This window comes from Floridaenema aerugineum BLCC-F46 (genome assembly GCF_041929345.1).
GTDB classification, from domain to species: domain Bacteria; phylum Cyanobacteriota; class Cyanobacteriia; order Cyanobacteriales; family Aerosakkonemataceae; genus Floridanema; species Floridanema aerugineum.
The window spans coordinates 1-20,259 of record NZ_JBHFNQ010000087.1 but is presented as its reverse complement, the minus strand read 5'-3'; the positions used below and the strand labels follow the sequence as shown (position 1 = coordinate 20,259).

20 protein-coding genes and 4 pseudogenes are annotated in these 20,259 nt (G+C 40.1%); 12 read left to right on the top strand and 12 right to left on the bottom strand.

Translation table 11 applies throughout. From position 1 onward, the window contains the following. Nucleotides 1–224: 224 nt before the first annotated feature. The 3 genes from ACE1CC_RS11045 to ACE1CC_RS11035 form a co-directional block, all read right to left on the bottom strand. On the bottom strand, nt 225–749 hold the full coding sequence (locus ACE1CC_RS11045; RefSeq protein ID WP_413270511.1) for a hypothetical protein: 525 nt from the start codon (nt 747–749) through the stop codon (nt 225–227). A gap of 23 nt (nt 750–772) precedes the next feature. After that, nucleotides 773–1,207 carry a hypothetical protein gene (locus tag ACE1CC_RS11040; RefSeq protein ID WP_413270510.1) on the bottom strand — a complete coding sequence of 145 codons (435 nt, stop codon included), beginning with the start codon at nt 1,205–1,207 and terminating at the stop codon, nt 773–775. Nucleotides 1,208–1,292: 85 nt separating this feature from the next. Then, the gene (locus ACE1CC_RS11035; protein ID WP_413270509.1) at nt 1,293–1,481 is read right to left on the bottom strand and encodes a CsbD family protein; all 189 of its coding nucleotides are present in this window, start codon (nt 1,479–1,481) and stop codon (nt 1,293–1,295) included. Nucleotides 1,482–1,785: 304 nt separating this feature from the next. Between ACE1CC_RS11035 and uvrB the strand changes: the two genes are divergently transcribed. Next, nucleotides 1,786–3,783 (top strand): excinuclease ABC subunit UvrB, encoded by a 1,998-nt coding sequence (uvrB, locus tag ACE1CC_RS11030; protein WP_413270508.1) that lies wholly within the window; start codon nt 1,786–1,788, stop codon nt 3,781–3,783. A gap of 87 nt (nt 3,784–3,870) precedes the next feature. Next, the gene (locus tag ACE1CC_RS11025; RefSeq protein ID WP_413270507.1) at nt 3,871–4,188 is read left to right on the top strand and encodes a DUF433 domain-containing protein; all 318 of its coding nucleotides are present in this window, start codon (nt 3,871–3,873) and stop codon (nt 4,186–4,188) included. 165 nt (nt 4,189–4,353) lie between these two features. Here ACE1CC_RS11025 and ACE1CC_RS11020 read toward each other — a convergent pair whose 3' ends face one another. Further along, the gene (locus ACE1CC_RS11020; RefSeq protein WP_413270506.1) at nt 4,354–5,697 is read right to left on the bottom strand and encodes a cytochrome P450; all 1,344 of its coding nucleotides are present in this window, start codon (nt 5,695–5,697) and stop codon (nt 4,354–4,356) included. 164 nt (nt 5,698–5,861) lie between these two features. On the opposite strand from ACE1CC_RS11020, the gene ACE1CC_RS11015 reads away from it, so the two are divergent. Both ACE1CC_RS11015 and ACE1CC_RS11010 read left to right on the top strand, forming a co-directional pair. After that, complete coding sequence (locus ACE1CC_RS11015) at nt 5,862–6,542, top strand: Coq4 family protein (protein ID WP_413270505.1); 681 nt, start codon at nt 5,862–5,864, stop codon at nt 6,540–6,542. A 35-nt stretch (nt 6,543–6,577) separates the two neighbouring features. Then, on the top strand, nt 6,578–6,751 hold the full coding sequence (locus ACE1CC_RS11010) for a hypothetical protein (RefSeq protein ID WP_413270504.1): 174 nt from the start codon (nt 6,578–6,580) through the stop codon (nt 6,749–6,751). 103 nt (nt 6,752–6,854) lie between these two features. Here the strand turns inward: ACE1CC_RS11010 and ACE1CC_RS11005 are convergent, their stop codons facing one another. The 3 genes from ACE1CC_RS11005 to ACE1CC_RS10995 all read right to left on the bottom strand — a co-directional run bounded on the left by ACE1CC_RS11005 (nt 6,855) and on the right by ACE1CC_RS10995 (nt 10,973). Then, entirely contained in the window at nt 6,855–8,204 is a 1,350-nt protein-coding gene (locus ACE1CC_RS11005; protein WP_413270503.1) for a condensation domain-containing protein, read from the bottom strand. A 28-nt stretch (nt 8,205–8,232) separates the two neighbouring features. Further along, nucleotides 8,233–9,507 carry a glycosyltransferase gene (locus ACE1CC_RS11000; protein ID WP_413270502.1) on the bottom strand — a complete coding sequence of 425 codons (1,275 nt, stop codon included), beginning with the start codon at nt 9,505–9,507 and terminating at the stop codon, nt 8,233–8,235. Nucleotides 9,508–9,587: 80 nt separating this feature from the next. Further along, nucleotides 9,588–10,973, bottom strand: a complete 1,386-nt coding sequence (locus ACE1CC_RS10995; RefSeq protein WP_413270501.1) for a cytochrome P450 — start codon at nt 10,971–10,973, stop codon at nt 9,588–9,590. A gap of 188 nt (nt 10,974–11,161) precedes the next feature. Here ACE1CC_RS10995 and ACE1CC_RS10990 point away from each other — a divergent pair, with 188 nt between their 5' ends. The 3 genes and pseudogenes from ACE1CC_RS10990 (at nt 11,162) to ACE1CC_RS10985 (ending at nt 15,311) form a co-directional block, all read left to right on the top strand. Continuing rightward, nucleotides 11,162–13,375: a phosphoketolase family protein gene (locus tag ACE1CC_RS10990; RefSeq protein ID WP_413270500.1), complete on the top strand. Its 2,214-nt coding sequence runs from the start codon at nt 11,162–11,164 to the stop codon at nt 13,373–13,375. Nucleotides 13,376–13,462: 87 nt separating this feature from the next. Further along, a pseudogene (locus ACE1CC_RS36790) lies at nt 13,463–13,593 on the top strand (PIN domain-containing protein); the annotation flags it as partial. A gap of 17 nt (nt 13,594–13,610) precedes the next feature. Next, on the top strand, nt 13,611–15,311 hold the full coding sequence (locus ACE1CC_RS10985) for an AIPR family protein (RefSeq protein ID WP_413270499.1): 1,701 nt from the start codon (nt 13,611–13,613) through the stop codon (nt 15,309–15,311). A gap of 218 nt (nt 15,312–15,529) precedes the next feature. Here the strand turns inward: ACE1CC_RS10985 and ACE1CC_RS10980 are convergent, their stop codons facing one another. The 3 genes and pseudogenes from ACE1CC_RS10980 to ACE1CC_RS10970 all read right to left on the bottom strand — a co-directional run. After that, the gene (locus ACE1CC_RS10980) at nt 15,530–15,847 is read right to left on the bottom strand and encodes a helix-turn-helix domain-containing protein (RefSeq protein WP_413270498.1); all 318 of its coding nucleotides are present in this window, start codon (nt 15,845–15,847) and stop codon (nt 15,530–15,532) included. Further along, a complete protein-coding gene (locus ACE1CC_RS10975; protein WP_413270497.1) occupies nt 15,831–16,232 on the bottom strand; it encodes a type II toxin-antitoxin system RelE/ParE family toxin in 402 nt (133 codons plus the stop codon). Before ACE1CC_RS10975 ends, ACE1CC_RS10980 begins: the two co-directional genes overlap by 17 nt. A 100-nt stretch (nt 16,233–16,332) precedes the next feature. Continuing rightward, nucleotides 16,333–16,479 (bottom strand): annotated as a pseudogene (locus ACE1CC_RS10970) (transcriptional regulator); the annotation flags it as partial. Nucleotides 16,480–16,517: 38 nt separating this feature from the next. On the opposite strand from ACE1CC_RS10970, the gene ACE1CC_RS10965 reads away from it, so the two are divergent. Continuing rightward, nucleotides 16,518–17,012, top strand: a complete 495-nt coding sequence (locus ACE1CC_RS10965) for a Uma2 family endonuclease (protein WP_413270495.1) — start codon at nt 16,518–16,520, stop codon at nt 17,010–17,012. Between the two features lie 34 nt (nt 17,013–17,046). Here the strand turns inward: ACE1CC_RS10965 and ACE1CC_RS10960 are convergent. Beyond that, nucleotides 17,047–17,208, bottom strand: a pseudogene (locus ACE1CC_RS10960) (helix-turn-helix domain-containing protein); the annotation flags it as partial. Nucleotides 17,209–17,494: 286 nt separating this feature from the next. Here ACE1CC_RS10960 and ACE1CC_RS36785 point away from each other — a divergent pair. The 3 genes and pseudogenes from ACE1CC_RS36785 to ACE1CC_RS10945 form a co-directional block, all read left to right on the top strand. Continuing rightward, nucleotides 17,495–17,662: pseudogene (locus tag ACE1CC_RS36785) on the top strand (type II toxin-antitoxin system HicB family antitoxin); the annotation flags it as partial. Nucleotides 17,663–17,883: 221 nt separating this feature from the next. Then, on the top strand, nt 17,884–18,102 hold the full coding sequence (locus ACE1CC_RS10950) for a type II toxin-antitoxin system HicB family antitoxin (protein ID WP_413270493.1): 219 nt from the start codon (nt 17,884–17,886) through the stop codon (nt 18,100–18,102). A 125-nt stretch (nt 18,103–18,227) separates the two neighbouring features. Then, nucleotides 18,228–18,917: a phospholipase effector Tle1 domain-containing protein gene (locus ACE1CC_RS10945; protein WP_413270492.1), complete on the top strand. Its 690-nt coding sequence runs from the start codon at nt 18,228–18,230 to the stop codon at nt 18,915–18,917. Nucleotides 18,918–19,031: 114 nt separating this feature from the next. Here ACE1CC_RS10945 and ACE1CC_RS10940 read toward each other — a convergent pair whose 3' ends face one another. Continuing rightward, on the bottom strand, nt 19,032–19,433 hold the full coding sequence (locus ACE1CC_RS10940) for a tetratricopeptide repeat protein (RefSeq protein WP_413270491.1): 402 nt from the start codon (nt 19,431–19,433) through the stop codon (nt 19,032–19,034). A 302-nt stretch (nt 19,434–19,735) separates the two neighbouring features. Here ACE1CC_RS10940 and ACE1CC_RS10935 point away from each other — a divergent pair, with 302 nt between their 5' ends. Further along, complete coding sequence (locus ACE1CC_RS10935) at nt 19,736–20,113, top strand: VOC family protein (protein ID WP_413270490.1); 378 nt, start codon at nt 19,736–19,738, stop codon at nt 20,111–20,113. Nucleotides 20,114–20,259 lie beyond the last annotated feature (146 nt).

The following is a 20,259-nucleotide window of genomic DNA, read 5'->3' as shown; positions in this document are numbered from 1 at the left end:
AGGATGCCCACCCCACAAGAAAGCTGTAACTCTTGTGGGGTGGGCATCCTGCCCGCCCCATCTTTAAATAACTATTTTCACTTTATTGATTTGCACCTACTTAGTATTGGTAGTTTAATAGCGGTAGATCTGCTATTCGAGCAAAAAAAGGCGATCTAGCTGTTGCCAGATCGTCTTGATCCCTCTTGTTCTTGCTCTCAAACGAGTATGGGTGATGCAGAGTTTTAGGAACGGCGATCGCTCAACCACTTAGCAGCGACGATCCCAAGTACACCGACAACTAAGGGATTACTGAGGAATTTCATGATTCCGGGTTTTTCGGCTAAAACGTCGCGGAAAATATCGGGGTGGGAGTGATAAGCGAAAGAAGCTAATTTGGCAACGTCGTCTGCATTCATGCGACTAGCGTGGTGGGTGGAAAGTGCCAATTGTTGCTCTAATTGGCGATCGCTTAATCCCCGTTCTTTTAATTTTTTCAAGAATTCTTTGGCTACGTCGTCGCGTTCGTTGGGTTTAATTTGAGCGATCGCATTTCTTAATTCTGGTTCCAATTGGGTGGGAGGAATGCGATCGTGTTGCAAGGATTGACCAAATAATTGGCGACGTTCATCTACTGTAGAACGTTGAGCAAAATCATCAAAATTTTCGTATTCTCTGGAAGGATCGCTAGGTAAATCCTTCATTGATTCAACGTTACCTTTTGCCAAATCGTTCATGATTTGACGTTTATATTCATCGCTGCTTGCCATTATTTTTGCTCTCCATTGATGATTTACGATTCATAGCTAATTTGCTGGGATTGCTGATCGTATTTACCAGTCAAAATCAGTTTTTTATCGGGTGCGTAAACTAAAACTGTTAAATCCTGATTCGGGAAATTTTTGTGAAAACCTTGAAGTAAAGAACTTGCTAAAGGTCTAACTTCATTTGGTTTAACTTGGGGGGTAATTACCACACCTAATTTATTGTTGTCACGCACATAAGCATCTTGAACTAATCCTTTGCTTTGACGGACTACCCAATCACCAAATTGTTGACCAGAAGCTGTCGAACCTCGTTCGATTTGGTTATAAGGAGCACTACTATTTGCAGGTAGTTGAGGTCTTTGTGTAGCTACTGAACTGCCACTACAAGCGGTGGTAATGGTCAGGATTAATGCTAAAGTTAGAGCCGTGAGAATTTGGCGGCTTTTTTGTAAAAATTGCAAGGTTTTTTCCTCCTACACAGCAGGTTTTTCAATGATTTAAAAGGTCTAGATGTGATTTTTCCAGACCTTTTTTGTAGGTTAAGATTTAGGCGCGATCGATCACTTCTTTCGCTTTATCTTTCAGGTCTTCACCAGCATGACGAGCTTGTGCTTCAGCTTGTTTTGCTTTACCTTCAGCTTTATCTTCGGGATCGCCAGTGACGTTACCCATTGCTTCTTGAGCTTTACCTTCTAAGTTTTTGCCTGTGGCTTTTGCTCTATCTTCTAAACTCATGATAACTTCCTCTCTTTTACTGATGTTTCCACAGATTAACTATTAAGTTATTCTGGTTTTTTTGCTACATTTCCAATTTATTAATAATTCAGCTTTTTATCCTCTGACTGAGGATACATTGTTTTTTGATTATGCTGTTACTCAAGGCTTATGCTTTAAGAGGTAGATATTTTTTAAACCGCTCCAGGCGCAGGGGACGCTCCAGAGAAGAAAGAGTTTAATCTAAGAGGAATTAATTATATTTAGTTTGGGTAAATTTAAATAAATTGAAGATACAATAAAAGAGTCACTGCAAGAAAGAGTTATGAGTCAATTTAGTCTGCAAGCTAAGTTTCAGCCAATGGGAGATCAGCCGCAAGCGATCGCTGATTTGAGCAAGTATATTTTAGCGGGTCATCGTTACCAAACCTTGCTAGGTGGAACCGGAACAGGCAAAACTTTTACTGTCGCTTCCACGATTGAAAAAGTCGGGAAACCTACTTTAGTTTTAGCACATAACAAAACTTTGGCGGCACAGTTATGTAACGAGTTACGAGAGTTTTTTCCAGAAAATGCAGTTGAGTATTTTGTCAGTTACTACGATTACTATCAACCAGAAGCTTACATTCCCGTGACTGATACTTACATCGAAAAAACTGCCGCCATTAATGACGAAATTGATATGTTGCGGCACTCAGCAACTAGGTCACTTTTTGAACGCAAAGATGTAATTGTGGTAGCTTCAATTAGCTGCATTTACGGTTTAGGAATTCCTTCGGAATATTTAAAAGCAGCGATTCCTTTTCGCGTCGGACAAGAAATTAATCAAAGGCAAGTTTTGCGCGATTTAGCGACAGTTCAATATAACCGGAATGATACGGAAATTGGTAGGGGACGTTTCCGAGTTCGCGGAGATGTGTTAGAAATTGGCCCTGCTTATGAAGATAGAATTATTCGAGTAGAATTCTTTGGTGATGAAGTTGATGCAATTCGTTATGTCGATCCGGTAACAGGGGAAATTCTCCAAAGTTTAGAGGCGATAAATGTTTATCCGGCGCGTCACTTTGTCACGCCAGATGAGAAATTGGAAGCTGCTTGTAATGATATTGAAGATGAATTAAAAGCACAATTAGCAGAATTAGAAAAAGCCGGAAAATTATTAGAAGCGCAAAGATTAGATCAGCGCACTCGCTACGATTTAGAAATGTTGCGAGAAGTAGGATATTGCAACGGCGTAGAAAATTACTCGCGACATTTAGCCGGAAGATTACCCGGAGAACCGCCAGAATGTTTAATTGATTATTTCCCGAAAGATTGGCTATTAGTAATTGATGAATCTCACGTTACTGTGCCACAAATTCGGGGAATGTATAATGGCGATCGAGCAAGAAAACAAGTGTTAATCGAACATGGTTTTCGCCTTCCCAGTGCGGCAGATAATCGACCTTTAAAAGCCGAAGAGTTTTGGCAAAAAGTTAATCAATGCGTGTTTGTTTCTGCGACTCCGGGAAATTGGGAAGTGGAGATTTCCGAAGGTCGAATAGTCGAACAAATAATTAGACCAACGGGAGTACTAGATCCTGAAGTTTTTGTCCGTCCAACTGAAGGGCAAATTGATGATTTGTTGGGCGAAATTAAAGACCGAGTGAAGCTGCAAGAACGGGTTTTAGTTACGACTTTAACTAAACGAATGGCAGAAGATTTGACCGAGTATTTGCAAGAAAGAGGAATTAGAGTTCGTTACTTGCATTCAGAAATTCAATCAATTGAGAGAATTGAAATTTTACAGGATTTAAGAAATGGTGATTATGATGTGTTGATTGGGGTGAATTTATTGCGGGAAGGTTTGGATTTACCAGAGGTTTCTTTAGTAGCAATTTTAGATGCTGATAAAGAGGGTTTCTTAAGGGCGGAACGTTCCTTAATTCAGACAATTGGAAGGGCGGCGCGTCACGTTCGGGGACAGGCAATTTTGTATGCTGATAATTTGACTGATAGCATGACAAAAGCGATCGAAGAAACCGAAAGAAGACGCGGAATTCAAATGGCATATAACAAAATGCACAACATTACACCACAACCAATTATGAAAAAGTCAGGAAATTCGATTTTGGCTTTTTTAGAAGTTTCCCGCAGGTTAAATTCTCAACAGTTAGAAACTGCCTATCAACAGGCGGATGAATTTACTTTAGATGAGATTCCAGAGTTGATTTCGCAGTTAGAAATGCAGATGAAAGATGCGGCGAAAAAATTGGAGTTTGAGGAGGCGGGTAAATTGCGCGATCGCATCAAACATCTACGCGATAAACTGATAGGGCATTAAAACGTAGGGTGCGTTAGCGACAGCGTAACGCACCGCATCACTAGATTTTTGCAACTATAATTAACTGTATGAGAAGAAATTATTTTTATGCAAACTCAGGTAAACATTGGAAGATTGATTAGTAGTTCTCCAGAAATACATGGAGGATGCCCTATTATTGCCGGAACAGGAGTCACTGTACGGCGTATTGCTGCTGATTATAAAATGGGATTGACTGCGGAGGAAATTGTTAAAGAAATACCTCATTTAACTCTGGCGCAGGTTTATGCAGCGTTAGCTTATTATCATGGTAATCAAGCAGAAATAGAGGCTGATTTGGCGTTTCAACAGGCACAAGCAGAGAGATTAGAAGCTGAATATTGGATTTGCGATCGGATCATATCATGTCCGGTTGATTACCCATAATGTAGAGACGTTATATATAACGTCTCTACATGGTTTTGGATTAAGGATATTATGGCTGATCGATCGGACATGATATCAAACATCTACACGATAAACTGATTGGGCATTAGTCGCATCAACCATTTACGGGATAAATTCATAGGAATGGTGCGTTACTAACGCACCCTAATTTTTATTTTTGATTACCATTCTTACACCACCTTTTGGCCCTAATGTAAATCCGCGACGAATCGGTTTAACAGGAGTTTTGTCTGCCAGAGATAGCTGCCAATTTGCCAAAATTGTTGCTAGAACAATCTTCATTTCATAAGGTGCTAAGGCAATACCAATACAGCGACGAGTACCACCGCCAAAGGGGAAAAATTCATAAGGGGAAAATTGCCTTTCTAAAAAGCGTTCTGGTTTAAATTTTTCTGGTTCTGGGTATAAGTCTTTCCGACGATGAGTTAAGTAAATACAAGGGGCAAGTGATGTACCTGGTTCAAATTCCTTAGCCATAATTTTTACAGGAGACTGAGCAACTCTACCAAAGGTAATAAAAAGAATCGGATAAATTCGCAGAGTTTCATTGCAAACTGCTGTTAAATATGGGAGTTTAGCAATTAGATTTGGATCGGGATTTTCACCTAAACTATCAATTTCATGCAATAATTTCTCAAGCACTCCCGGAACATGATGAATTGAGTATAATGCCCAAGCTAAAGAAGTAGCAGTCGTTTCATGTCCTGCCACTAAAAGAGTTAGTAATTCATCATGTAATTCAGCATCAGTCATTGGGTTTCCGGCTTCATCTTTGGCTGACATTAGCAGCGAAAGAATATCTTTTCGTGATGGATCAAAATTTGCTCGCCGTTCTTGAATTTCTGCCATTAAAAGTTCGGTAATTTGTGACTGACGACGGAGAAATTTGCTCCAAGGACTCCAGGCACCTAAATCTTTTTGTAATTGGGGAAAGAACAGTAAGGCAGAATTAAGGGGAGAACTGATATTATCGAGCATTTCAGATAAAAGATGCCGTAATTTTCGATCGCGTTCTCCTTCCTCTAAACCAAAAACTGCTCGTAAAATCACCTGCAAAGTAATTTCTTGCATGACATCTCGGACAATAAAAGTTTGTCCAATTTGCCAATCTTTAGTAACTGCTAAGGTAATATTTCTAATTAATTCTCCATAGCTGCGAATGTTTTCCCCATGAAAGGGAGGCAATAATAGCTGACGTTCTCGTTTGTGGCGATCGCCATCCATCAACATTAAAGAATTTTGTCCCACCAAAGGTCTAGCTAATTCATTGGCATGACCGCTGGCAAACTGTTTATAATCAGCAGTGAAAACTTCTTTTATTGCTTGCGGGTTGGTTAAAAATACGATCGGGCGACAATTTGTACCTACCCGTAAAGTGAACATCTCACCATAACGTTGAGCACAATCATCCATTAATCTTAATGGATCGGCTATCCATTGAAATAATTGCACAATTCCGGGTGTTTTTGGGCCTTGTGGTAATTTCATAGTAAATTTAGTTTGTGAATCTTAAATCTTGCTATAATCTAGCAATTATTTCCCATGATGTACATAGGAATTAGGTAGAGATTGTAGGTAAAAAAGATACGGATAATGGTGATAAAATTTACTAGTTACCATCCCTAAATTGGAAGTTCAACGAGGAGCAGGAAATGAAGATTTTAGAGAACTGGAAACAGCAGTGGCAAAGCTTGGTATTGGGATACCATTTTATGCAGTTGGTAAAAGCGCCCTATGGAGATTTTGCCAAAATTGGGCGGCTGTCTCAGGAAATTAACGATATTTACGGTATGAAGTTGGTAGCAGAATTTCTCTCGCGCTATCCCCAAGGAAAAAAAGCATTGCAAGAACGACCACGCCTGGGTAATGTAAACCTGCAAGAACTGCATCAATTACCGGAAAATACTTTAGGATATGCGTATGCTAATCACATGATTACTAATGGTCTTAAGCCTCTTTTAAACCGATCGATCGCAGACGATCCTTTTTCATTTATTGCCGCTCATTTAGGTGAAACTCATGACATCTGGCACGTAGTAACAGGATGTCCGACAAATAAAGCTGGAGAGATTAAATTAGAGGCATTTTATGTAGCACAGATTTATCCTTCTCGTTTTTGGATCGCATTACTGGCGAAAAACTTGTTAAAAACTGCCCTCGAAGATATAGAACTTTGCGAACAACATTTCGATGCGTTAACCCAAGGTTGGTTATTAGGAAAACAGGCAGAACCTTTGTTTGGTATTCAATGGAATCAGCTGTGGGAAATGCCTCTGGAACAATTGCGTACTCAGTTAAAGCTTAATTCTCAGTTTTCATTTAACTTAGTTTAACATTGATAAAAAGATTGGGATAATAACACACACAAATGTCTGGACTTAAACTACCCGATGGCCCCCGGACTCCCGCCTCGATCCAAACTTTTCAGTGGTTAACTTACCCTCTCGGATACATGGAAGACTGCGCTAAACGCTATGGTGAGTTTTTCACGCTGCGGATTGGGCCAGTTTTTAGTCCGCAAGTGCAGATGCAGTTAAAGTAGGGTAGTTTTTTTCAAGGTAAATCTAGGTGGCGATCGGGACTTCTAGTGAATTGTTGTAGATGCGATCGCTACCCTACAACACTACTAGATAAAATTTGCTCACCTATTCCCCACAATCAACTTTTTCCTCTTTTTCAAACAGCTTTGTAAAAGATTGAGATGTACAGGCTTTCTGAATAGTATTAATCACAGAATCAGCAAACGATTCTGCTGTTTTATCACTGATTATTGGAACTACATGGGCGAAAGTAAAAAATACCTGTTCGTGGAAAGTCACTACACCCAGCCAGAAACAAGTACCAACGATATGTTGTCCTGTAGCGAAATATAATTCCTTTATCCTAAAATGACCGTATTCATTTGGTAAGTTGAAAGAGCCTATATTTGAAATATGTGTAGTGCTGCTTCGTCCACCGTTGTAATGGGACATCTTGGTGATAAAATCGATGTTAAATTTTTCTAATATCTCGGTACTAGAAACTCGATAATGAGGAAATCTGCGATTAATAGATTGGCTGATTTTTAACTTGCATTCTCGTGCTATAGACCAGAATTCGGTATCTTTGTCTAAAGAGTGTTTTTCTTCCAATCCAGATACTAAACAACCCATATAGTCATCTTTTACCTCTGGATTACAATATTTTCGTAAATTTACATTTGAACCGCAAGATAAATTTATTGGTACACCGTTGGAGGCAATTTTTGCAGCTTCAAATAACATAGCGGCGCAAAGAGTGCCGTGTACTGTTGTTTGCTCTTGCTTGCAGCGGTTTATCAGCTTAAGGGTCATCTCTTTACTGAGAATTCGAGTGACAAGGCGAGTGCGGCGCTCATTGGCAGGTGCCGCCTCCTCTATAATTAAATTTGGTGTTGGTATTTCTCGGTCAGGTTTTTCTGGAGCCTCTTCTAAGTTATTGTTTTCAGTTAGGCTGCTTTTCAGTAAAGTTTCCAGCGGCGGCAGTAGTTCCATAGTAACTACTTTTGATATCTGTTCTCCCGCAGCAATTTGCCGACAATAGCTAAATAAATCGTCAAAAAAACGCATACAGGACATACCATCAGTGATTGCATGATGAAAAGTTGCAATAATTTCACTAATGCCATTACTTATAGAAGAACGCAGAAAAGTAACTCGACAAAGAGGAGTAGTTGCACTATAAAATTTTTCATGCAACTCGTCCTCAGCAATTTCTATCCATTGCTTTTCATGTTGCTTGTCTATGACGCGCAAAGGAATTTCAGCTGTTCCCTCAGATTCAAAATAAGCGCCATCTGCTGACTGAACAATGCGAACTTGCAGCATTGGATGACGCTTTTGCACAAAATAGAGCGCCTGTTGGAGAGTATCGCCTGTAAGTTGCCCTTCGATGCGGGCAACATTAACATCGATCATGCCACCTAAATCATGGAGAATTTCAAATAGGTTTTCTACCAATCCAAGTTTTCTATTCATGAGTTTATTCGCCGGATTACTTTTATTGTTATCTTTGCGCTAAAACAGGTTTCCCTGTAGTTACAACCTGCTCAATAATATCAGCAGCGCGATTCACTCCCCCAGATTGTTGAATTGCTGTTTGTAACCTGAAAGCATTCTTTTTATAAGAATCTTCAGTCAACACTTTCTTAATAGCATTTCGCAATTTGGGAACGCTCAATTTTTTCAAGGGAACCATTTCTCCTGCACCTGTCCAACATATACGCGCTGCTACTCCTGGTTGGTCATTTGCGATCGGAATTGCTACCATTGGTACGCCATTAGTTAGCGATTCTAAAGTCGTATTCAAACCCGCATGAGTAATAGTCAAAGCAGCTTTTTGCAACAATTCTAACTGAGGCGCGTAGCCAACAACTAGAGGATTTCCCGGCAATCCTTGTAAAGATTCTGGACTGCTGGAACCACCCAAAGAAATTAGCAATTGGACATCCAATCCATCACAAGCTTCTGCAATAGATTGGAAAACATACATTAAGCGATTTTGCACCGTTCCCATAGAAGCATAAATTAAGGGTTTTCCGGTTAACTTTTGATATGGGAAAGATACAGGTTCGCGAGTTATTGAGTTATGATATGGCCCTGTAAAATGAAAGCATGGAGGCAAATTTTTGCGGGGAAATTCAAATTCAGCAGGCTGTTGACTGATTTGGGCTAATTGGGAATCTCGATTATCCTGAGAGTAGGCTGACAAATTCTTTTGTTGGCGATACTCATTCAAGAGATCTCGAATTGGTTTGGTGATGCGATTGAATAGATTATAAGCACCTTGGTTTCGCAGAATTGCCCACCAAGCTGGATTATAATTCCAAGTTGTAAAACATGGGGGAATTTCGTAATCTTGAGAGATTGTGAGGGCACTGCAAACAGTAATAAAGGGAATATCCAAAATTTCTGCAATAGTTGAACCACCGGAAGTAATTTGATCTATCAGCAAAACATCTACGCCAGCTTGCTTAATTGCATTTGGGGCATCGCGCAGTAGGACAATAGTACTTTCTTTGACCAAATTAACTGTATACTGTAAAGCTGCTAACCCGCTCAATTCCCCAAGTTTTGCCAAATTTTGCCTGGTTATCCCCACAGTATACTCGGATTCTCCAATTGCCCAAAAGTTTAACCCCGCTGCTAATGTCTTGGATTGAGCATCAGGTATTGCGAAAAGGGTGACGCGATGACCCCTTTGTTGCAGTTCGCGCCCCAAGGGAAGCATGGTGTTGAGATGTCCGGTTGCTGCGGGACAAAGCAGGCCAAAATGAGTCATAGTGATTAGGGGTTGGTGATTAGTGATGGGGAATTTTGTAATATTTTAGATATTAAATCTCCGTTTGGGAATTTTAATTGTTAACTAGAAACAGTTTCCAAACTACGAGACTTAACTATGCGATCGCCCTTAACTAACAACTGAACACTGCGATTAGGTGCAGTTACTAAACCCCGACGTGCAGCTTTAATCTCAGTATTATCAGCCAATTCAAAATCAAACCGCGAAAGCATTTTTGCTAACACCATTTTCATTTCAAATTGAGCAAAGGCAAAACCAATGCAACGACGTGCGCCACCACCAAAAGGCAAAAATTCATAAGGGGAAAACTGTCGTTCTAAAAATCTTTCTGGTTTAAACTTTTTCGGTTCAGGATATAAATCATCACGCCGATGAGTTAGATAAATTGAACCTAATAAAACTGTGCCTGGTTGCAAATCGTAACCCGCTAAATTTACAGGTTCTTGCACCACTCTAGGAAAAGTTAGCATCGCTACCGGATAAATTCTCAGAGTTTCGCAACAAACTGCATTGAGATAAGGTAATTTAAAAATAGCATTGGAGTCGGGATTTTCGCCCAAACTATCCAATTCTGCTAATAATTTTGACCGCACTTCTGGGAATTTGTGAATCCAGTATAATGCCCAAGCTAAAGCTGTTGCAGTAGTTTCATGTCCTGCTAGCAAAAGCGCCATTAATTCATCATGCAATTCTTCATCAGTCATCCCTTCTCCCGCCTCATCTCTTGCTTCCATTAGCAAGTTGAGAATATCTGTGCGCGATGGGTCGAAATTTTCTCGACGTTCCCGAATTTCGTCATAAATAAGTTTATCAACTAGTGCTTTGCGACGCAGGTATTTACCCCAAGGACTCCAAGCACCCAAATCTTTTTGCAAGAATGGAAAATAAATCATAGTCACGCTCAAGGGAGAACTCGCTTCATCAATCATCTCGCCGAGAAGTTTCTCCAACTGTTGAGCGCGTAGGCTATCATATAAGCCAAACACCGCTTGCATAATTACTCGCAGTGTGATCGCTTGCGTGGAAGTCCTAGCACAAAAAGACTCGCCTATCTGCCAGCGACTCATAATTTTCTCTGTCACTTCGGCAATTGTTTCGGCGTAAGTTCGCATCCTATCCCCATGAAAAGGCGGCATCATCAACTGGCGCTGACGCTGGTGTTGCTTTCCACTGAGTCCAAAAATAGATAGCTTTCCCGTGAGAGGTTCAAAAATTTTGTTGATATCGCCTGGAGCGGTAAACTGTGTTGTTGTATCGTTGGTCAAAATCTGCTGAAGTGCTTTGGGGTTGCTGACATACACCAAAGGGTCAAATTCCGCACCCAGTCGCATAGTGAAAATGTCGCCGTAGCGTTTGGCGCACTCTTCCATATACTGCATAGGGCGAAAAATCCATTGGAGTGTTTGTACGAAGGTTGGACTTTGAGGGCCTTGTGGTTGTTTCATTGTCTCTGCTGCCTCTGATTTCTGCAAGTTCAACTAATTTAACTTAACTAATTTTTCTATAGGTTTCATTGGACTTAGTTATCTTTGTCACTTCTAATTCTCAAAATTTTACCACCTAAAAGTTGTAAAATTTTCCTTAAGTAAATCGAGTAAATTCGATCGCTCCTAATACTGATAAGGAACTCAGCATGACTGCAACTACACCAAAAGCAACTTCAGCATTTCCCGATTTTTGTGAAGGTATTCAATATTTTGGGGAATCGCTACCAGGTTTTGAAACTTATGGTAAAACGCCTGCTATTGCTGAGGGAAAAACAGCAATTTCTGATTCTAGTGATGCCAATGCAGTTTATCAAACTCTGTTGTTCGCCGATGCACTGCGTTATTTAACTTTGCAAATTACCGGATCGAAAGCTTCTGGACACCCAGGCGGTTTTGCCAGTTCTGCGGAAGCTCATGCCGCGTTAATTATGCTGGGCTATAAGAATATTATCACAGAAGTTGGACACCACGCCCCTGGTTTTTATAGTTCGATGTTTCTCGATCGCTCTTTGGAAGACATGGGCATTTATAATGTGCAACAATTGCGCGATCGTTTCCGCGAAAAACACGGTTTGTTAGGGCACCTTTCCGGTTATATTCCCGGCATTCTCGCACCTGCTGGCCCTTTGGGACAAGGGCAACATTTTGCAATGGCAGCTGCACTATTGCACAGAGATAAACTTTTCCCCTTTACGATGGGTGATGGTGGCATGGGTGAACCTTACCCAATGAGCAGTATGGCACATTTTCACACTGCTTTTGGTGGAGTCACTAACTTTTTACCCGTGTTAATTTGGAATGGTTACAGTCAAGAACATCACAGCATGGTTTCCACTAAAACCAATGCGGAAATGTTGCAATATTGGCGGGGAAATGGTTTTGCCGAAGTCATTTTAATTGATGCGAAAGACTTTGACGATCAAAATCAACCTGGTGATTATGTAGATAGCACTGCCTTTTCTTTTGAACAACGTCTCGCCTTTACCAAAGCAGTATTAGAAGGTGTTGATAAAGCTGCAAAATCTGCTTTTAGTGGCAAATTAACTGCATTTATTATCAAACAATTAAAAGGTGCCGGAGTTCACGCACGCGGCGCAAAATCTCACAATCTTTATCCGAAAGATACTTTAGATGCACCCCACATTGTTAACGCTTTGAAAGGTCGGGCATTAACTACTGAAAGCTGGCAATTAGTCAGAACAAATTGCGAACGTGCTGGTGGTGGCCCTGCGGCGAAAACAGCTGTTACCGAATTTGAATTACCATTACCAGAGTTAGGAGAATTGCCTTTAGAAGAATATCCCGTTGGCAAAGATCCGAAAGTTTCGACTACCGCAATGGGTGTTTTGGTGGGTAAGGTTGGATTGTGCGATCGCACTTTTTTAGTCACCAACGCTGATGGCAACGAAGCATCAGGAATTGCCAACATTAACCAAGCATTAAAAATCATTCACCCCACCACAGATGACCTTTACAACCAATCACCAAACGGTCAAGTTTACGAACCTTTGAGTGAAGATGCTTGTGCAGGTTTAGCAGTTGGATTATCTTTAATGGGTGCCAGAACTCTCTGGTGTTCTTACGAATCTTTTGCCATCAATGGTTTACCAATTTGGCAAACTGTTACCCAAGCAATGGCAGAATTACGCCGTCAAACTCCTTCCACAATTACCTTATTTACTGCTGGTGCATTAGAGCAAGGACGCAACGGTTGGACACACCAACGCCCGGAAATTGAAGCATATTTTGCGGCAATGATGCGGAATGGCAATGTATTCCCATTATTCCCACCTGATGCTAACAGTATTCAAGCCTGTTATGAGTGGGCTTTAACGACAAAAAACAAGGGAATTGTGATTACTGCAAGTAAATCACCTTTACCAATTCGCACTACTTTTGCACAAACTCGCCAAGGTTTAAAAGATGGCGCAGTCGTATTGCATGAAGTTGCTGGTGGTAAGAAAGTTGTGTTTGCAGTTGTGGGCGACATGACATTAATGCCAGTGTTTGAAGCGGCAACTTTCTTAGAAAATGAAGGTATTGGCGCGAAGATTGTTTCTATTATCAATCCCCGCCGTTTGTATCGTCCAACTGATGTTGCTTGGGATACTTGTTCTGAAGCTGATGGCGAATTTTTGAGCGATGAAAAGTTTGCCGAAATTTTTGATGGAGATGCGCTAATTGGTGTAACTGGTGGCGCTTCGGGAATGTTAGAACCGATCATGTTACGCAGTAATTCTAAACGCGATACTTTCGCTTGGAAGCGGGGAGAAACTACCGCTTCTGCTGGTGAATTAATGGCGTTTAATGGGTTGACTGCGGAGGCGTTGACTAAGAGAGCGATCGAATTAATCCACTAAGTTCTTTTGAGGTGATGAAATGCCCCCGCCTGGGTTAAACTAGGTGGGGGGTTAACAAGTGATCGCTAAGTGTGCAGGAGAGTCAGCTTGAAAGGATTAGATACTAACGTAGTCGTGCGCTTTTTAGTGCGAGACGATGAACAGCAGTGGCAATAGCCGATGGCTACATCAATGATTCCTTGCAAGCTAATCAGCCTTGCTTTATTAACAATATTGTTTTTCATTTAAGGTGATTATGAGTATCATTCATCTTCGTCAGATAGAAACACAGCTAAAATCAATGTTCAATAATTTAATTGACCTCAGCGACTTTTTGGATAAGAAACCAGACGCTCGAGATTCGGCTTTTCTAAGTCGCGCTCTTGCCGCATTTACAATTTTATTTACTACTGATATAACTCCAGAGCAAGCTGCATCAAGTGTAACTGATGGATTTCAGGATAATGGGATTGATGCAATTTATTTCGATAGTGGGGAGAAAATTCTTTTCTGTGTTCAAAGTAAATGGCGAAAGGATGGTACAGGAAGTATTGACCAAGGTGATGCCCTCAAATTCATTAACGGTGTTAAGGCGCTTGTAAACGCGGATTTTGATCGCTTTAATGAAAAAATAAAAAGACGCAAACAGGAAATTTTTGAAGCCTTATCTGTAACGAACACTCGTATAGTTCTTTTAGTTGTCTATACGGGGATAGCCGGATTATCTGAGGAAGTTAAGCGAGATTTTGATAATTTTTTGAATGAGCTTAACGATACTTCAGAAGTTGTAGAATTAAAAGTTATTATACAAAAAGAATTGCATAAAATTGTTGCTAGTGGAGCTTTGAGCGCACCGATCAATTTTGATGTGGTGTTAAAATATTGGGGACAAATTAGAGATCCTCATTCTGCATACTACGGTCTTGTATCAGCAACAGAGGTTGCTAATTGGTGGACTCAGTATTATCCAAAACTTTTTACGCCTAATATCCGCTCGTTTCTTGGGGAAACAGAAATTAACCAGAGTATTGTTGAAACCTTATTATCAGAGCCAGAAAAATTCTGGTATTTCAATAATGGTATAACAGCATTATGCAGTAAAATTTGCAAAAAACCATTAGGAGGTAATTCTCACGAAACTGGAATTTTTGAATGTCTTGATGTAAGTATTGTTAATGGAGCGCAAACTGTAGGAGCTATTGCAACTGCCAATACAAAATTGCCCGATCAAGTTGCAAAAGCATTTGTGTCAATTCGCTTCATTTCACTTGAAAATTGCCCGGAAGATTTTTCTATACGAGTTACGCGAACGACAAATACTCAGAACCGTATTGATAGCCGTGATTTTGTCTCCCTTGATACGGAAAATCAAGAGCGTATACGAACTGAGTTACAACTAGAAGGAGTTGAATATATTTATAAAGCTGGCTATACGGTTCGCGACCTTAGAAATGGGTTTGATTTTTCAGAAGCAATTGTCGCTGTTGCGTGTTCCCACCCGGAGCTTACTTATGCAGTACAAGCAAAGAGTAAGGTTAGTTTACTATATGAAGATGTCAAAAGAGCACCCTACAAAGCTCTTTTCAATCCAAATCTTTCGAGCATTAGGCTATGGAAACTTGTACAAATTCATCGTGCAATAGAAGATGAACTGAAATCAGAAGGGGGAAAACGAGAAGGACGGGAAAAAATGTTACCTGTTCATGGTAACAGATTCTTAGCTCGACAGGTTTTTCGGCATCTAAATCTTGATAATCTTGACGATCCTAAAAGAGATATACAAAATATTTTAACGAGGGTTCCAATGGTTACTATTTCTGCAATTGATGCGACTGCACAAACCATCAGAGAAAATTATCCCGATTCATATCTTGCTAATCTGTTCAAGAACAAACAAAAGTGCGAAGATGTTGAAAATATAGTATCCAATTATATGGCAAATAATTTTGCTCAATAGCAGACTGACTAATCAGTTCTCTTGAAATAAGCTGGGCGATAGGCTTGCGATTAAAAAGTAGTAGAGCGATCTCCCACTCAAGCATCTGTCGTCAGCATCACTTTATAATGGCTAAGAAGCTGTTAGATAAAGAAACCACTCCTAATTCGTAAATTAATCGTTTATACTTTTAAGTCTGAGGCACTCTAGTGTTAGTTTTTCGGCAGCGAGTTCGTCTTTTAGCTTTCGCGAGGGGTGCGATCGCTATTCCCAACCAACTTAACCTCCAAATGTTGATTCAGCGCCCGTGCAATTTTTTGCAACATTGACAGCGAATGTCCCTCGTAATCTGCATCCTCAAGTCGCGCAATCACAGACTGTTTTGTACCAATGCGATCGGCAAGTTGCTGTTGAGTTAATCCAGCTTGCTTTCTCGCATTGTAAATCAGCTGTGCTAACTCTGCATTAAGAGATGATTCCTGCACCATTTCTTCTATTTCAGGATCGTCCGCAGTCATTTTCTGAAGAATTTTTAGTGCATCATTTGTCATCGCCATTTTCTGTTTCCTCTACATAAGTATAGATTTCTGGATTAATTTCAAATTGCTCTTTCCGTTTAATTGCTCGATCGAGATCGCTATCCGGTACTTCATCTCCATCTTTAGTAATAGCATGAGCCAAAATCGCCACATTCTGCCCATGAAAAAAATATAGAATCCGATATTGTACCCGGATATGCTTTGCTCGTAACTCATAAATTCCATCTCTAAGGTAATCTGCTACTGGTCGTCGAAGTTCATATCCAGAACTAGCCAATAGCTGAATTCGAGCTACGCAGTTTGCATAACCTTTGCGATCTTGTTTTAGCAGAATTTTGAGCCATTCAAGAACTGGAACCTCACCCTTTTCATCTTGATAAAATACAACCCGTGTTTCAGGCACAGTCTTCAATTTATATAACTTACACTCATAATATCACAATATTGCTATAAAAAAATACCTAACAAGTAAAAAATAGCGATCGCTTTCTCTAAAAGTAGAATCATTGTAAGCGATCGCTATTCCCAACCAACTTAACTTCCAAACGATAATTCAGCACCCGTGCAATTTTTTGCAACATTGATAGCGAATGTCCCTCGTAATCTGCATCTTCAAGTCGCGCAATCACTGACTGTTTTGTACCAAATATTAGATTAGAATTATCGTAAGCGATCGAGGTAATTAGTCATGAAATGGGAAGAAGTATGTGAAAATAAACAGTTACAAGACCTCCCTTTTAAAATTGAATTGAACAAATGGGGACAAATTGTAATGAGTCCAGCCAAGCCAAAGCATTCAGCTTATCAAGGTATAATTGTAACTTTGCTGAGTTCCCTAAAAAAAACGGGGTTAGCATTTCCAGAATGTGCAATTCAAACAACTGACGGCGTGAAAGTTGCTGATGTTGTTTGGTGTTCGGATCAAATAGCAGATATTATTTTAGAAGAAACAGCAGCTTCCATTGCTCCTGAAATTTGCGTAGAAGTAAAATCTGCTAGCAATACTTTAGAAGAAATGGTGGAGAAAAAAGATTTATACTTCGCCGCTGGAGCAGAAGAAGTTTGGGTTTGCGATGCTCAAGGTAAAATGAGATTTTATAATCGGCAAGAAGAATTAAGTAAATCTTTGTTAGTACCAGATTTTCCCAACCAAATTCAACGCCGAAATCAACCGACAGCTTGAAAGGGGAAAAGGGACTGCGATCGCTATTCCCAACCAACTTAACTTCCAAACGATGATTCAGCGCCCGGGCAATTTTTTGCAACATTGACAGCGAATGTCCTTCATAATCTGCATCTTCAAGTCGCGCAATGACTGACTGTTTTGTACCAATGCGATCGGCAAGTTGTTGTTGAGTTAATCCAGCTTGCTTTCTCGCATTCTCAGATCTTGTACCAGTTCCAAAATCCGCCTGCGAATCAATTCGCAGGCTAATAGCTAAACTCCTCTAAAGAGGACTAAATACTTAATATTCAAAAGCTTTCAGTCCATTTTAATGGACTTGAGCTATTAGCCCGGAAATTGATTTCCGGGCGGGCTCGCATCGCAGGTGCAAGATCTAAGTTGAGAAGTGCGATCGCTCTTCTCCAACTGTAGAATCATTGTAGACGATCGCTATAATAGTAAAACAACTTTTAACAAGTAAAATAAGAGGTAATTTTGTTGTGAAATTTCAAGTAATTTTTACATTCGATCCTGAATATGAAGGTTATGTAGCTGAAGTTCCCGAACTTCCAGGCTGTTTAAGTCAAGGTAAAACCTTAGATGAAGCAATTGCAAATATCAAAGATGCCATTCAAGGCTATCTTTATGTACAAGAAAAACATGGGAAACTGGAAAAAATTATGGAAGATCTTGGCGCTTGGGAGGACGATCGCACCGATGAAGAAATCATCAAAGAAATCTATGAAAGCCGTAGTTTTTCTAATCGAGGAATGCTTTAAGGGAATGGGTTGAAGAGTACGATCGCTCCTCTCCAACTGTAAAATCATTGTAGACGATCGCTATAATAGTAAAACAACTTTTAACAAGTGAAATAAGAGGTAATTTTGTTGTGAGATTCCAAGTAATTTTCACATTCGATCCTGAATATGAAGGCTATGTAGCTGAAGTTCCCGAACTTCCAGGCTGTTTAAGTCAAGGTAAAACCTTAGATGAAGCAATTGGAAATATCAAAGATGCCATTAAAGGCTATCTTTACGTACAAGAAAAACATGGTCAACCTTATGTTGCAAAAGAAGCTCAAATCTTCATCGGGGAAGTGGTAGTGTAAATGGGAAGACTATCAAATATTTCTGGTAAGGAAGCTGTCAAAGTTTTTAGAAGATTTGGCTACAAAGTGGATCATCAAACTGGAAGCCATATCATACTGTCGTTCGCAAAGTAATCAAAGAAGAAATGATTAACTTGCCAACTCAACAAGTACAACCTAAAGAAACAGCCAAAATTGATGTCCGAGTATTATCTGGGATGTTGTATGAAGAAAATCGAGTCCCAATCAAAATGTTGGGTTGCTGGGATACTGTTGGAGCATTAGGTATGCCCGATATCATTCCTTGGTTGCCTATAGAGAGAATAATTAATCAAAAATATCTGTTCTACGATCCTAAACTTAGTCCAATTGTGGAAAATGCTTTTCAAGCAGTTGCTATTGATGAGAAACGCAAAAGTTTTCCTTCAACCAAAATGGTTAAAAATAGCAAAAATCCCCACCAAAGGGTAGAAGAAGTCTGGTTTAGCGGTGAGCATGGTTGTGTAGGCGGTGGAACTAAAGGGTATCAAGGCTTATCCGATTGTGCCTTAGACTGGATGATAAAAAGAGCGAAGGAATTGGGATTAGAAGGCGATCAAAACAAAATCGAACGTGACTTTGATTCAGAAGGAAAACCGACAAAATTTGGGATTTATCCGGAACCATTAATCGATTTTGACAATAGTCTTGCCTTTCCTTTTATTTTAGGCGGGGAGGAATGGCGATCGATTCCCGGAACCAATATTAAGTTTCATTCTAGTGTCAGACAACTCTTAAACACTCGGTCCGATTATTTGCCAGAAAATCTCAAACAATTTATCGAAAGGCTCGAGTAATAACTCAAGCTACTATAGCAATTCTCATGCTCATGAGCTACAGAACAAGGAAGGTTTGTTGTAGGCGCTTGGGCGCTATTCCCACGCGAGAGTGGGAACAACGAACTTTTTTGCTTATGCTTCTACTGTTGTGTGTAGCTTTTTGTTTAACCAAATCTTTTCTTTAGCGTGAATATAACGCGGATCTGGGTTGATTGCGATCGCTCTTTCATAAGATTCGATCGCATTTCCATAAGCTTGCATTTCTGCTAACAATAACCCCCGATTAAACCATGCTTGATGATAATCTGGTTTAATCGCTACAGCTTTATCGTAAGAGAATAGTGCTTCTGCATAACGTTTCATCCCGCAAAAAGCATTTCCTCGGTTATTCCAAGCTTGGCAATAATTTGGGTTAATAGCAATTGCTTTCTCAAAAGCTGCTAAAGCTTCGGCATATTTTTCATTTTCACACAACGCGCAACCATGACCATCCCAAAATTCTGGCTTTTGTTCGTTCTGCTCAAAAATGTTCATAATATTTGGGTAAATTTCAATTATTACAGTTCCATTGTGGAAAATATTTTACTATTCATGGGGTGCGGTTATTTCACCTACAAATGTTCGGTTATTGGGACTGAGGAAAATAGTATAATAAAGTTCTGGAAAATTCCTCAATCTTGATTTTCAACGCAGATGAAAGCAGATAAACTGAGATCTTGCACTCCTGAGCGGAGCCTCTTTTTCTCGTGACCAGGTTCAACCTGGTCACGAGGCGAAGGAGGTTCTACCTCCATTGCTGCAAGATCTGAGATGAACGCAGATGTATATAAGGATTTATGGTTTTGGCAATAACTAATGCTTTTGTTACTTTGGGAGTTGCAGACTTTCCCAAGGTGATAGATTTTTATCGTCAGTTTCTTAATCAAGAACCTCAACCTTTCATTCCCAATGTTTATGGGGAATTTCGGTTGACTGGTGGGTTACGGTTGGGGATTTTTCAACCGAAAGCACAGCATTCTTCGGAGTTTAGTAACTCAAATCAAAGTGGCATGAGTTTGTGTTTAGAAGTGGAGAATTTGTCAAGTGCGATCGCACATCTCACCGCATTAGGATACCCACCACCCGGGGAAATTACCACTGCTTCTCATGGTAGGGAAATTTATGCTTATGACCCTGCTGGTAATCGCTTAATTCTCCATCAATCAAACAGTTAGTTAGGTTGGCTCTTTCGGGTTAATGGGGAAAAATGTTCATAAATGTTACAAACCAGGGAACGGTGCGTTAGGCACGGGAATTTATTGATGGATTGGAATGCTGAATTTATCGCCCGTGCCTAACACACCCTACGATTAAATAAGAT

What these genes read in the sequence shown, in the direction of transcription:
- ACE1CC_RS10990 (WP_413270500.1), top strand. Translation starts at nt 11,162, where the DNA reads ATGACTGCAACTACACCAAAAGCAACTTCAGCATTTCCCGATTTTTGT.
- ACE1CC_RS11000 (WP_413270502.1), bottom strand. Translation starts at nt 9,507, where the DNA reads ATGACTCATTTTGGCCTGCTTTGTCCCGCAGCAACCGGACATCTCAAC.
- uvrB (WP_413270508.1), top strand. Translation starts at nt 1,786, where the DNA reads ATGAGTCAATTTAGTCTGCAAGCTAAGTTTCAGCCAATGGGAGATCAG.
- ACE1CC_RS11005 (WP_413270503.1), bottom strand. Translation starts at nt 8,204, where the DNA reads ATGAATAGAAAACTTGGATTGGTAGAAAACCTATTTGAAATTCTCCAT.
- ACE1CC_RS11020 (WP_413270506.1), bottom strand. Translation starts at nt 5,697, where the DNA reads ATGAAATTACCACAAGGCCCAAAAACACCCGGAATTGTGCAATTATTT.
- ACE1CC_RS10980 (WP_413270498.1), bottom strand. Translation starts at nt 15,847, where the DNA reads ATGGCGATGACAAATGATGCACTAAAAATTCTTCAGAAAATGACTGCG.
- ACE1CC_RS11045 (WP_413270511.1), bottom strand. Translation starts at nt 749, where the DNA reads ATGGCAAGCAGCGATGAATATAAACGTCAAATCATGAACGATTTGGCA.
- ACE1CC_RS11025 (WP_413270507.1), top strand. Translation starts at nt 3,871, where the DNA reads ATGCAAACTCAGGTAAACATTGGAAGATTGATTAGTAGTTCTCCAGAA.
- ACE1CC_RS11010 (WP_413270504.1), top strand. Translation starts at nt 6,578, where the DNA reads ATGTCTGGACTTAAACTACCCGATGGCCCCCGGACTCCCGCCTCGATC.
- ACE1CC_RS11015 (WP_413270505.1), top strand. Translation starts at nt 5,862, where the DNA reads ATGAAGATTTTAGAGAACTGGAAACAGCAGTGGCAAAGCTTGGTATTG.
- ACE1CC_RS10995 (WP_413270501.1), bottom strand. Translation starts at nt 10,973, where the DNA reads ATGAAACAACCACAAGGCCCTCAAAGTCCAACCTTCGTACAAACACTC.
- ACE1CC_RS10985 (WP_413270499.1), top strand. Translation starts at nt 13,611, where the DNA reads ATGAGTATCATTCATCTTCGTCAGATAGAAACACAGCTAAAATCAATG.
- ACE1CC_RS10965 (WP_413270495.1), top strand. Translation starts at nt 16,518, where the DNA reads ATGAAATGGGAAGAAGTATGTGAAAATAAACAGTTACAAGACCTCCCT.
- ACE1CC_RS10945 (WP_413270492.1), top strand. Translation starts at nt 18,228, where the DNA reads ATGATTAACTTGCCAACTCAACAAGTACAACCTAAAGAAACAGCCAAA.
- ACE1CC_RS10935 (WP_413270490.1), top strand. Translation starts at nt 19,736, where the DNA reads ATGGTTTTGGCAATAACTAATGCTTTTGTTACTTTGGGAGTTGCAGAC.
- ACE1CC_RS11035 (WP_413270509.1), bottom strand. Translation starts at nt 1,481, where the DNA reads ATGAGTTTAGAAGATAGAGCAAAAGCCACAGGCAAAAACTTAGAAGGT.
- ACE1CC_RS10940 (WP_413270491.1), bottom strand. Translation starts at nt 19,433, where the DNA reads ATGAACATTTTTGAGCAGAACGAACAAAAGCCAGAATTTTGGGATGGT.